General features: G+C 37.4%; 11 protein-coding genes. 4 read left to right on the top strand and 7 right to left on the bottom strand.

The window, feature by feature from the left end; all coding sequences use genetic code 11:
* Window positions 1-32 precede the first annotated feature (32 nt).
* The 7 genes from K8089_RS01115 to hemA all read right to left on the bottom strand — a co-directional run bounded on the left by K8089_RS01115 (window position 33) and on the right by hemA (window position 6965).
* Window positions 33-515, bottom strand: coding sequence for a DUF6973 domain-containing protein (locus tag K8089_RS01115; RefSeq protein WP_237601423.1), 483 nt, complete (start codon window positions 513-515; stop codon window positions 33-35).
* A complete protein-coding gene (gene hemE, locus K8089_RS01110) occupies window positions 516-1544 on the bottom strand; it encodes a uroporphyrinogen decarboxylase (protein WP_237601422.1) in 1029 nt (342 codons plus the stop codon).
* Between the two features lie 68 nt (window positions 1545-1612).
* Entirely contained in the window at window positions 1613-2293 is a 681-nt protein-coding gene (locus K8089_RS01105) for a uroporphyrinogen-III synthase (RefSeq protein ID WP_237601421.1), read from the bottom strand.
* The gene (locus K8089_RS01100; RefSeq protein ID WP_237601420.1) at window positions 2271-2975 is read right to left on the bottom strand and encodes a potassium channel family protein; all 705 of its coding nucleotides are present in this window, start codon (window positions 2973-2975) and stop codon (window positions 2271-2273) included. The genes K8089_RS01105 and K8089_RS01100 overlap by 23 nt, the downstream gene beginning before the upstream one ends.
* A gap of 32 nt (window positions 2976-3007) precedes the next feature.
* Entirely contained in the window at window positions 3008-4762 is a 1755-nt protein-coding gene (locus tag K8089_RS01095; protein WP_237601419.1) for a TrkH family potassium uptake protein, read from the bottom strand.
* Entirely contained in the window at window positions 4759-5700 is a 942-nt protein-coding gene (gene hemC, locus K8089_RS01090; RefSeq protein ID WP_237601418.1) for a hydroxymethylbilane synthase, read from the bottom strand. The genes K8089_RS01095 and hemC overlap by 4 nt, the downstream gene beginning before the upstream one ends.
* Window positions 5701-5702: 2 nt before the next feature.
* Complete coding sequence (hemA, locus tag K8089_RS01085; protein ID WP_237601417.1) at window positions 5703-6965, bottom strand: glutamyl-tRNA reductase; 1263 nt, start codon at window positions 6963-6965, stop codon at window positions 5703-5705.
* A 300-nt stretch (window positions 6966-7265) separates the two neighbouring features.
* Between hemA and K8089_RS01080 the strand changes: the two genes are divergently transcribed.
* The 4 genes from K8089_RS01080 to K8089_RS01065 all read left to right on the top strand — a co-directional run.
* Entirely contained in the window at window positions 7266-8156 is an 891-nt protein-coding gene (locus tag K8089_RS01080) for an AraC family transcriptional regulator (RefSeq protein WP_237601416.1), read from the top strand.
* Between the two features lie 88 nt (window positions 8157-8244).
* A complete protein-coding gene (gene hemH / locus K8089_RS01075; RefSeq protein WP_237601415.1) occupies window positions 8245-9282 on the top strand; it encodes a ferrochelatase in 1038 nt (345 codons plus the stop codon).
* Window positions 9283-9358: 76 nt separating this feature from the next.
* The gene (locus K8089_RS01070; RefSeq protein WP_237601414.1) at window positions 9359-10699 is read left to right on the top strand and encodes an MATE family efflux transporter; all 1341 of its coding nucleotides are present in this window, start codon (window positions 9359-9361) and stop codon (window positions 10697-10699) included.
* A gap of 40 nt (window positions 10700-10739) precedes the next feature.
* On the top strand, window positions 10740-11718 hold a 979-nt coding region (locus K8089_RS01065; RefSeq protein WP_237601413.1), incomplete at its 3' end, for a T9SS type A sorting domain-containing protein.

Below are 11718 nucleotides of genomic sequence, written 5' to 3'. Positions count from 1 at the left end.
ACGGAGTTCTCGACTGCGCTCGAACGGACAAATCATACTATGTAAATTAAATCTGTCTCAATATTCTCAACGTCGTTCACAGTTTTAATTTGCACTGCTTCCGAAGCTTTTCGTTTTAAAAAGGAAACAATTTCTGCTTCACTTTTATCTTTTATTTTTTCAAAAAGAATAACTCCCACCGCATTATTGTGCAAATCCATAGTGCGTTCCAAAGCTTCGTTGGGCGAAAAATCTTCGTGCCAATCGGTAAATGCTTTCGCCCACGTCTTAACTTTTTCTTCGTTGTCGCGCCATTTTAAGCATCTTTTGATTATTAAAACAACCCAAAGCGCATGTCTAAATGCGTTTGCTTTATTGCTTAAATGATGCTTACTTCCGTATTCGCGATACGCAATATTCATACATCGTTTTGTAGCAAAAATAGTGGGTAACGCATAAACAGGATTTTTTAGAAACAACCAAAACAAGCCGAAAAGCTGCATAAAATCCAGCTTCTTAAAAATCCGCCAAAGCATCTAATCTTGTTTGTATTCCTTCACTGCTTCAATAAAAGCACCTGCATTTTCCAGCGGAATATTTGGTAAAATACCGTGACCTAAATTCACAATATATTTATCTTTTCCAAATGCATCTATCATCTGCTTTACCATTTTCTTTATTTCCGATGGCGGACTAAAAAGACGTGTGGGATCAAAATTTCCTTGCAAAGTAATATTGCCGCCAGTTAAATAACGGGCATTTCTTGGCGAACAAGTCCAATCTACACCCAATGCCGAAGCGCCACTTTTTGCCATAGTATCTAAGGCAAACCAGCATCCCTTTCCGAAGGCAATTACAGGTGTTTCGCCCTTTAATGCATCTATAATCTGTTGTATATATTGCCAGCTAAATTCTTGATAATCTACTGGCGATAACATGCCGCCCCAACTGTCAAAAACCTGCACGGCATTTACGCCCGCTTTTACTTTTTCCTTTAAATATAAAATTGTAGTATCGGTTATTTTCTGAAGCAACTCGTGTGCTGCAGCGGGTTGGGTAAAACAAAACTCTTTTGCTTTGTCGAAATTTTTACTGCCTTGGCCCTGCACACAATAACATAAAATAGTCCACGGGCTACCTGCAAAACCAATTAGAGGAACTTCGTCATTCAACTTTTCTTTGGTCATTTTTATGGCGTCCATAACGTAACCAAGTGTTTCATTTATATCTGGAACAATTACGCGTTCCAAATCTTTTTGTGAACGAATTGGGTCTGGCACCCACGGACCAAAATTTGGTTTCATTTCTACGTGAATATTCATTGCTTGCGGAATTACCAAGATGTCGCTAAACAAAATTGCCGCATCCATCCCGTATCTGCGAATGGGTTGCACGGTAATTTCACTGGCAAGTTCCGGCGTTTGGCAGCGTGTAAAAAAGTCGTATTTCGCCTTTATTTCTTGAAATTCCGGTAAATATCTTCCGGCTTGGCGCATCATCCAAACTGGGGGTCTTTCAACAGTTTCGCCGCGAAGGGCCTTTAAAAATAAATCGTTTTTAATCATAGCATTAGTTTTTGTCTCTTTGATTGCAGTTGCGAGGTGTACGTATTACTCTTCTGCCCTCAATCCAGTCATTCGTTATTTAATATTTTTACCGCTTTTGCAATTACGCTTTCTACGGTTGTAGTGTTTGATATCACCACATTTTCTGTATATTTTTTTGCTTCGGAAGCAGTTGTTGTTCCTATGCAGATGGCTGCGCTGTTATTAATTTTGTTTTCTGAAATAAAGCTTCGAACGCCACTCGGGCTAAAAAACAAAATTGCGTCAAACTGTCTTTCAATTTTTTTAGGGTTTAACGCGGTTCTATACACTTCTATTTCTTTAAATGAAATGTTATTTTCTTTCAATTTTGAAGGAATTTCTTCGCTTCTAATATTTCCGCAGAAAAAATGAAAGGTGTCGTTTTTATGATTTTTTACCAAATATTCAGACAATTCCGAAGCGTATTCGGTCATTTTCATCACTTTTAAACCATTTTCTTCCAAAAGTGCTTTTGTTTTTTCGCCAACGCAAAAACAATTTTTAATAGAATTTATAACTGGTGAAGTGGCATTGTTTGAACGCACACTCGCGAAAAAAGAATTCACCCCATTTTGACTCGTAAAAATAGCGTTCACTATATTTTTAGGAATTGTAAAAGGCACAAATTCAATTTTTATGGCGTTGTATTCCACCAAAGAGACATCCGCATTAAGCAGAAGTGACCTTTGATTTTCTTTTAATTTTTTAGTTGCTAAAACCGTCGGCATGGTTTTTTAAGTATTTTTTTATATCTGCATCTCTTCCAAAAACAGCCAATATATCTCCGTGCTGAAAAACCATATCTGGCGTGGGAAGCCCAACGACTTCACGTTTTTGAACGGGTCTACCCAATAAATTGGTATGCTGTTTTTTTCGAATAATAGTTATAATATTTAAGTTGAATTTTTTGCGAAAATCTAATTCCTGAATTGTCTTTCCAACCAAAGTTTTAGAAACTTCTATTTCTGAAACCAAGTATTCATCGTCAATTTCAAAGTTGTCTATACTTCCTTTTAAATTTATTTTTTTGGTGAAACGTTCTGCGTATTCCTGCTCCGGATGAATAATTTGATCTACCCCCATCGCTTCCAAAATCGTGTCTTCCAAAGCAGATGCGGAACGTGAAATTATTTTTGCTTTAGTGAGTTTTTTTAAAATAGCGGTACTCATAATAGAGGCGCCATTTTTCTGACCAATAGCAATAATAGCCAAATCTGCATTGTTTAGTGGCAGCGCTTGATAGGCACTTTCATTAGTAGCGTCTATGGCTACTGCGTGTGCTACTTTGTCTTTTATTTGTTCAATTTTTTCGAGGTCGTGATCTGCTCCTATCACCTCGTTGCCGGTGTTTGAAAGATGAATGGCTAGGGACATCCCAAAATTTCCAAGTCCTATAACTACTACCTTCATATTGATTCTTTTTTATAAAAAATTCGTTGAATTTAGTTTATTAAAATGTTTTCTTCGGGATAGGTATAATCGGTTTTTGCTACACTTTTTAACAAACCAATCATTAAGTTAAGCAAGCCAATTCTTCCAAAAAACATTAAAAATATAACAACGTATTTGCTGTATTCAGAAAGTTGGGAAGTGATTCCCATAGAAAGCCCTACGGTTGAAAAGGCAGAAAACACTTCAAAAGCAATCTGTAGCAGCGAAAATTCAGGGTTAAAAATAAGCAATAATAGTACACCCATCCCTATGCTTCCCAAAGAGATGGAAATAATGGCAAACGCGCGATGTACTGCTTCAACAGCAATTCTGCGAGTTCCTATTTCTATGTATTTTTTATCGCGCGCGATGGCGAAAATATTTAAGGTAGCCAGTGCAAATGTAGAGGTTTTAATACCACCCCCGGTTGACGCTGGCGATGCTCCAATCCACATTAAAAAAATCATAAACAATACGCCTGGAATGGTAAAATTAGTCATATCTACCGTGCTAAAACCAGCGGTACGTGATGTTACCGAAGAAAACATAGCGGTGGTAAATTTTCCGAATGCCGTTGTATGTGGTAAAAGATTAGTTTGTTGTTCCGAAAATAGAAAGAAGGTTGTTCCGGCAACAATTAGAATTAATGTTGTGTAAAGAACAATTTTAGTATTTAGATTAATAACCCGCGAAATAAATAAACGGTCGTCTCTTTTACTGAAAATATTGGTTACAAATTTTTTAAAATATTGAATCACGTTGTAAGCAATATGATACCCAAGTCCACCAAAAATTATAAGCCCCATTAGCACCCACTGCATGTAGTAGTTAAAACGAAGTCCCGTGTCCATTAACCCATCTGAAGCTAGTGAAAACCCTGCGTTACAATATGCCGAAATAGCGTGAAAAACTGCAAAAAATCCTCTGCTACTATAGGAATCTATATGAGACAGAGATTGATAAATTAAGAAGGCGCCGATGCCTTCCAAAATCAATGAAAACACCACAATCTGCATCACGGTTCGCATGACGCTGTTCAATTTGTCGTGGCCTAAAATATCTTTCATATACAGGCTTTCTTTAAACGAAGCACCACTTTTAAAAAAATAAGCAAAGAACGAAGTGAAAGTTAGCATTCCCAAGCCACCAATTTGAAAAAGCACCATAATTATTGATTGCCCGAAAGGTGTAAAATCTTTGGCAGTATCAAGTACAATTAGGCCCGTAACTGCAGTAGCGCTAGTTGCCGTAAAAAGTGCATCGGTAAAAGTAATTCCGTGCGTAGTGGCACTTGGAAGCATTAGCAAAAAAGTGCCAGCTAAGGCTATAATTGCAAAACTGCCAACAAAAAGAATGGCAGGGTTAAAATACATACTGTAAACTCTTCGAAGCAGTAAGGTAAGCCGAATAAAGAAGTAAAACAGCAACCCGTATTCTATAACGTAACGCGCGTTAAAGAATGTTTCAACGAGTGATGTTTCGTAATTAGCCGAAATCATTATTATTTCCAGCACAATTAGCAACAAAAGAATTAATAGGCTAATTCTACTGCTTCGGTTTACTTCGGAATCTTTTCTGTATTTGTAATATTTGTAGGAGTTAAAAGCAATAAGCGCCAACAATAAACTGGGTAGGACAATGAGTTTGTATTTTCTAAAATCTTGAAAGTTTTCAAAACCAAAGTCGAAAATTAAAAAAGCCAACAAGCCAAGGTCCAAAAACCAAACGACGATGTTCGTCAGACTCGTTTTTTTCCAAAGGCTCATTTCATTTGTTCTTTTATGGAAAGCATGAGTTTAGTTCCACCATTATTTAGAATAAAAGTAGCACAATCCTTTCCAAAACCTTTGTATTTCGATGTTAAAACTTTCCTTTCAATTTCTAGTTTTGTCTTGCCATCTAAGGAGAAAAGACATCCTTTAAAGAGCACCTCATCGCCAATTATTTCTGCGAAAGCGCCAATAGGAGCTGAACAACCGCCTTCCAATTTTCGTAAAAACTCACGTTCAATATGCGTACAAATTTCGGAAGCAGCATTGTTCAACTTTGAAGTTGCTTCTTTACAAAAATCATCGTTTTCTAAAGCCACAATTACCATTGCGCCTTGAGCTGGCGCGGGAAGCATCCAATCTAAAACATCTGCTTTTCCTTCAAAAGCAGGACTTTTTACTTGTTCGCCTTTAATAAATCCTAAGCGTTCCAATCCGGCTTTCGCAAAAATTGCACCTTCCCATTTATTGTCTTTTAACTTTTGAAGACGGGTGTTAACGTTTCCGCGTAAATCTACAACTTGATGGTTTGGATATCTGTTAAGCCACTGCGCTTGACGCCTTAAACTTCCGGTGGCAATTACGCTTGGTTTTTCAAAATCAATTTCGTGGTTTCTCACCAAAACATCGTGCGAAGTTGCGCGTTCCAAAACGGCTGTTTGCACAATGCCGTTGGGCAATTGGGTGGGTACATCTTTCATGCTGTGCACAGCAATATCTACGGTGCCATTTATCATAGCAACATCTAAGGTTTTGGTAAAAATACCAGTGATGCCCATTTCATAAAGTGGCTTGTCTAGTACAAGATCGCCAACAGATTTTACGGGAACGAGTTGTGTGCTATAACCTAAACTTTCTAGTTTAGCTTGTACAGTATTGGCTTGCCAAAGTGCAAGTTCACTGTCGCGGGTACCAATTCGGATTGTTTTTTTCAAGATTAGGCAGTTTCAAGTTGGAAAACTCTTCGTATAAGTTCTATACTTTCGGCGGAACCTTCTTCACCTTTTAAGTGGTTGGCGAAATGAGTAGTAATTTTTTGAATAAGTCGGTCACTGATAATCTGGGCTTGCTCTTCGTTAAAACCGTCAATTTTTTTGCGCTGATAGTCTATTTCACCCGCTTTAATTTCAACCAGTTTATTTTTTAAAGCATTTATGGTCGGCGCATATTTTCTGTGATCTGCCCACTTGTTAAAATCTTTTTCAATTTCAGCTATAATTCTTTTCGCAAGCGGAAGTTGTGCCGCGCGTTGCTCCAAAGTATGATCGGTTAATGCTGAAAGTTCGTCCATGTGCACCAAGGTCACAAATTCATTTTCTAACACATCGTCTGAAACATTTTTGGGAATAGAAAGATCTAAAATAAGTAACGGTCTTTTTAGATACAAAAGTTCCTGCGAAATGGTGGGTAACTGTGCGCCAGTAGCCACAATAAGCACATCGGCTTGGGCAATTTCACTCTGAATATCGGCGTAATCTTTAACTACTAAATTGAATTTTCCCGCAACTTTTTCAGCTTTTTCCTTTGTGCGATTAATAAGAGTTATATGATCGTTTTTGGTGTGTTTTATTAAGTTTTCGCAGGTATTTCTACCAATTTTCCCAGTTCCGAAAAGCAAAATGTTTTTTTCAGAAATGTGTGGCACATGCGACATAATATATTGCACTGCCGCAAAACTGACGGAAGTAGCACCAGAAGAAATTCCAGTTTCATTTTTTATACGTTTACTAGCCTGAATAACCGCATTGGCAAGTCGTTCCATAAACGGATTAATCATCTCGTGTTTTTTCGACTCACGGAAAGCATTGCGCAATTGGCTAATGATTTCAAAATCGCCCAATATTTGGCTGTCAAGGCCGGTTCCTACCGTGAAGAGGTGCGAAACGGCATCGCGATTTTTATAAATATACGCTACTTTTTCAAACGCTTCAACAGTACCGTTGGTGTGCTCGCAAAGTAATTTTATAAGTTGGTATGGGTGCTGGGCAAACCCGTAAAGTTCGGTGCGGTTACAGGTAGAAATTACGGTAAGAGAAGGAATTCCATCTGCTTTGGCCTGCACCAATATTTTTTCTTTCGCAATATCGTCAATGCTAAAATGGCCACGAATTTCGGCATCTGCTTTTTTGTAGTTAAGGCCAATGGCATAAAAATTACCTTCGAGGCCTTCCCCAGAATAAGTCTTCAAATTAGTTTTCATTCACAGATTATATTTGAGAAATTGGAATGCTAAGACTCCGGCTGAAAAGAAATGCAACGTCCAAAGCATTTCTTTTGGTTAACTTAAATTTTGTAGTTGGACATTTCATATAAAAACAAAGCAAATGTAAGTGCATTGTTTTTTAAAAAGTAACGCCAGCGGTATCTTTTATGTCGATGTCTGTTAAAAATAACTAAAAAATGACTTTTATCATACTTTTGCCCTAAATTCGCGGTTTCCAACCAAGTTCAACAGTTTTTTATTTAGAACAATTCTAAATAGAATTATTTTAAAAACGATATGGAATTACAAAAAAATGTCGCTCAAGGTTTTTATAAAGAAACAACAATAGAATCAGGGTTTTTCATTTTAAAATTCAATAACGAAAGCAATGAAAATCAAACTTTTAAGCGGGAGGTGAGCTCTAATTTTATTCAGTTTCACTTTTGTATAAAAGGATCGGCTTCTTTTGTTTTTAATGAAGGAAATTACAAGCTACCAATTCAGGAAGGAAATTCGTTATTACTTTATAATCCACAGCGCGATTTGCCACTAGATTTGTCGTTAAACCCCAATTCGTGGGTACTTTCGGTTTTGCTTCCTATTAATAAGTTTCACAGTCTTTTTTCTACTGAAGCTAATTATATAACCTTTTTAAGTGAAGAAAATAAAGATCGCAAATATTATAAAGACGCGCGTATTTCGCCATCAATGGCAATTGTGTTGAACCAATTGATGAATTACAATTTGCATCCCACTATAAAACCCCTTTATTTTAAGGCGAAAGCATACGAATTGCTAAGTCTTTATTTTAATAGACCTTCAGATGTCGATGTGGAACAATGTCCGTTTTTAGCAGATGAAGACAATGTTTCAAAAATAAAAAGGGCGAAGCAAATTATGATTAACCGAATGACCGAACCACCCACTTTACAGCAATTGGCAGACGAAATAAACTTGCCGCTAAACAAGTTAAAGGAAGGTTTTAAGCAAATTTATGGCGATTCGGTTTTCAGTTTTTTATTTGATTATAAAATGGAGGTAGCCCGCCAACTTTTAGCAACAGGTTCGCATAACGTGAACGAGGTAGGATTGAAAGTGGGTTACAGCGCCGCCAGTCATTTTATTGCTGCTTTTAAAAAGAAATTTGGCACCACACCCAAGAAGTTTTTGATGGGGCTGAATACATAAATAAACAAAATAGCTCCATTGTTATTAAATACCACGCTTTTTGAGCATTGTATTTTAAAAGAGTATTTTTGCGAAAAATTTTTCTGCTATGAAAGGAGTCCTCCTTGTAAATCTCGGTTCGCCAGACAGCACCGACCCCAAAGATGTTAAAAAATACCTCGATGAGTTTTTGATGGACCCTCGGGTAATCGACGTGCCGTTTTGGTTGCGTTCATTTATTGTTCGAGGCATTATTTTAAATACACGCCCTAAAAAATCTGCTGAAGCGTATCAGAAAATTTGGTGGGACGAGGGCTCGCCGCTTATTGTCCTTTCTGAAAGACTACAGAAAAAAATTCAAGATAAAACCACTATTCCGGTAGCATTAGCAATGCGTTACGGCAGTATGACGCTAAAAAAAGGATTACAGGAATTAGTGGATCAAGGCGTAGATGAAGTTTTGACTATTCCACTTTATCCACAGTTTGCAATGGCAACTACCGAAACTATTGATGTGAAAGTTGAAGAGCTTAAAAAGAAGTATTTTCCACAATTAGAAATTACATCACTTCCTGCATTTTACAACAAGCCGGAGTACATTGAAGTACTGTCAAGAAGTATAGCCGAAAAACTGGAAGGTTTAGACTACGAACATCTTTTGTTCAGCTATCACGGCGTTCCAGAAAGACATATTTACAAGCGAGACATAACAAAAAGTCATTGTAAAATTGACGGTAGCTGTTGTGTAACAGAATCGCCAGCACACCAATTTTGCTATCGCCATCAATGTTTTAAAACCACTGCTTTAGTTGCCGACAAACTGAATTTGAAACCCGGCACCTACTCCAATGCGTTTCAATCGCGTTTGGGTTTCGATCCGTGGTTAAAACCCCCAACAGACAGAACCATTGAGCGTTTAGGATTGGAAGGAACTAAAAAAATGGCAATCGTTACACCCGCATTTGTAAGCGACTGTTTAGAAACTTTGGAAGAAATTGCAATGGAAGGAGAAGAAATATTCCACGAAGCTGGCGGAAAAGAATTTACAGTTATTCCATGCTTAAACGACCGCGATGACTGGGCCGAAGTTTTGACAGGATGGATAGATCAATGGCGCATCGTCGATGTAAAAACAGCAATCGCTTAATTATTCTATATTAACTATTGTTATTTTTTATTAAGCTAAAATTCAATTTGTAAGAAATAGAAAATAATAATAAACAATGAACAATAAATCCGCCGCTTTAGGAACCGATTCCATTGGAAGTTTATTAATTAAACAAGCCGTTCCAGCTTCCATCGGTATTTTGGTGATGTCGCTAAATATATTGGTGGATACTATTTTTGTGGGCAACTGGATTGGCTCTATTGCCATTGCTGCAATTAATGTTGTTTTACCAGTTTCTTTCTTTATTGCTGCACTTGGGATGGCAATTGGTATTGGCGGTTCTTCAATTATTTCGCGTGCTTTAGGAGCCAACAACAAAGCGCGTGCGCTAAAAACTTTTGGCAATCAAATTACATTAACACTGTTGCTTACTACGGCAATGGTGGTTTTTGGTTTAATTTTTATAAACGAACTTATTCCCGCATTCGGTGGTAAGGGTGATATTTTTGAACCTGCAAAAATCTATTACCGTATTGTACTTTACGGGGTGCCACTTTTGGCGCTTTGTATGATGGGAAACAACGTAATTCGCGCCGAAGGTAAACCCAAGTTCGCCATGATTGCCATGATAATCCCCTCCGTTGGGAATCTACTTTTAGACTATATTTTAATTTATCAATTAGATATGGGAATGGCAGGTGCCGCTTGGGCTACAACCATTTCGTATGGTTTGTGTTTTCTATATGTACTTTGGTTCTTTTTAAGCGATAAATCTGAATTGCAAATTAGTCTACCCCACTTTGGATTAGATTTTTCTATTTTAAAAGAAATGTCGGCACTAGGTTTTGTAACCTTAGCCAGACAGGCCGTTGTAAGCGTCACCTATCTTTTAATGAACAATATTTTATTCGATATAGGGGGCGAGTCTTCGGTCGCATCTTACGGCATCATCGCCAGAATGTTGATGTTTGCACTCTTCCCTGTTTTAGGGGTTACGCAAGGATTTTTACCAATTGCAGGTTATAATTATGGTGCACATAAATTTCAGCGGGTTCGCGAAAGTATCAACAAGGCAATCCTGTATGCGGGTGGTTTGGGACTCGTCATTTTTACCGTAATAATGATTTTTCCCGAAGCAATTGTTTCAGTGTTTACAAATGATCCCAACATACTTTCTAAAACACCGTATTATATGCGATGGGTTTTTGCAGCAACGCCCGTTATTGCAATTCAGTTGATTGGCTCGGCGTATTTTCAGGCCATTGGAAAAGCTGTTCCTGCTTTACTACTTACTTTAACGCGACAAGGATTCTTCTTTATTCCATTAATTTTTATACTGCCACATTACTTTGGAGAGCTCGGAGTTTGGATTTCCTTTCCTGCCGCAGATGTACTTTCAACCCTTGTAACAGGTTATTTTTTAAATCGGGAAATTCGTAAGACACTTAAAGATTAAAGCTGAAATTTTAGTATATTTAATTACTAATCTTTCAGTTATGAAAAAACTTATACTTCTTTTCGCCATCTGTTTTTCGATCCTGACTTCTTTTGCTCAGCCAGCAGGATTGCTGAACGAGACTTTCAATTTAAAATTTATTGAAACAAATGATCTTTTTTTCACCCCAAATGGAGAAACCCCAACTGTGGCCTTTTACGATCTTCCAAACAGTTATGTTTTAGAAGCTGAAGGTATTTCAAATGTGCTGAATGCTGGAGCAAATTTTAATGGTAATTCATTAACGCTTCATTCTTACGGCGTCACGTTAAACGATTGTGTGGAGCCAAATTGTTATTACGAAGACCTTTATTTTTATGAGATTTTAACCACCCAAAATCTCGAATCTAAAACCTTCACCTATTATTACAATGAAAGAAACGGTTATAAATACCTATCACTGAGGGATCCTGACTACAATTGGGCATATTTTAGCACAGAGCCAGCTCCAGTGCCAGATACAAGGTTATTTCAAACTTGGTATTTATATATGACTGAAGTAGATCTTGGCGATCCGGTTTTTTATCCAGGCCCCAATCCTCCACAATTTACCATAAACCCAGATTTTACATATACGGGGATTGAAGGCTGTGCTTTAATAAGTGGAGATTTTATTTTGGGAAATGGGGAGGATTATGATTTTAAGTTGCAAGCACAAAACTATCAACAGGATGAAAGTAATTGCCCGCCCGGATCCGTTGGTTATGTATTATATGACCTAATGTATCGCAATCCGCCTTTGGGCTGTACTTTATATACAGGAAACGACGGAATAGACTATTTCCAATATGAAACCTTTGCTGGCTTTATTTCCTATTTCTCCAGTCAAATATTGTCAGTAAATGAGAATAGTTTGGCTGAATTGGTTATTTATCCAAATCCCGCTCAAGACAAACTGATTATTCAATCTGAAACCAATAATTTCGATTCCGTTTCCATTATGGATATTAATGGAAGAATTGTTATTGCATCAGAAAAAT

It is taken from the genome of Aequorivita vitellina (assembly GCF_022008365.1).
GTDB classification, from domain to species: Bacteria; Bacteroidota; Bacteroidia; order Flavobacteriales; family Flavobacteriaceae; genus Aequorivita; species Aequorivita vitellina.
Note: the sequence above shows the minus strand (reverse complement) of the source record. Positions and strands in the feature narration are given on the sequence as shown.

Coding starts and splice junctions, on each gene's coding strand:
- hemE (WP_237601422.1), bottom strand. CDS start 1,544: ATGATTAAAAACGATTTATTTTTAAAGGCCCTTCGCGGCGAAACTGTT.
- K8089_RS01080 (WP_237601416.1), top strand. CDS start 7,266: ATGGAATTACAAAAAAATGTCGCTCAAGGTTTTTATAAAGAAACAACA.
- K8089_RS01095 (WP_237601419.1), bottom strand. CDS start 4,762: ATGAGCCTTTGGAAAAAAACGAGTCTGACGAACATCGTCGTTTGGTTT.
- K8089_RS01115 (WP_237601423.1), bottom strand. CDS start 515: ATGCTTTGGCGGATTTTTAAGAAGCTGGATTTTATGCAGCTTTTCGGC.
- K8089_RS01100 (WP_237601420.1), bottom strand. CDS start 2,975: ATGAAGGTAGTAGTTATAGGACTTGGAAATTTTGGGATGTCCCTAGCC.
- K8089_RS01105 (WP_237601421.1), bottom strand. CDS start 2,293: ATGCCGACGGTTTTAGCAACTAAAAAATTAAAAGAAAATCAAAGGTCA.
- hemA (WP_237601417.1), bottom strand. CDS start 6,965: ATGAAAACTAATTTGAAGACTTATTCTGGGGAAGGCCTCGAAGGTAAT.
- hemH (WP_237601415.1), top strand. CDS start 8,245: ATGAAAGGAGTCCTCCTTGTAAATCTCGGTTCGCCAGACAGCACCGAC.
- K8089_RS01070 (WP_237601414.1), top strand. CDS start 9,359: ATGAACAATAAATCCGCCGCTTTAGGAACCGATTCCATTGGAAGTTTA.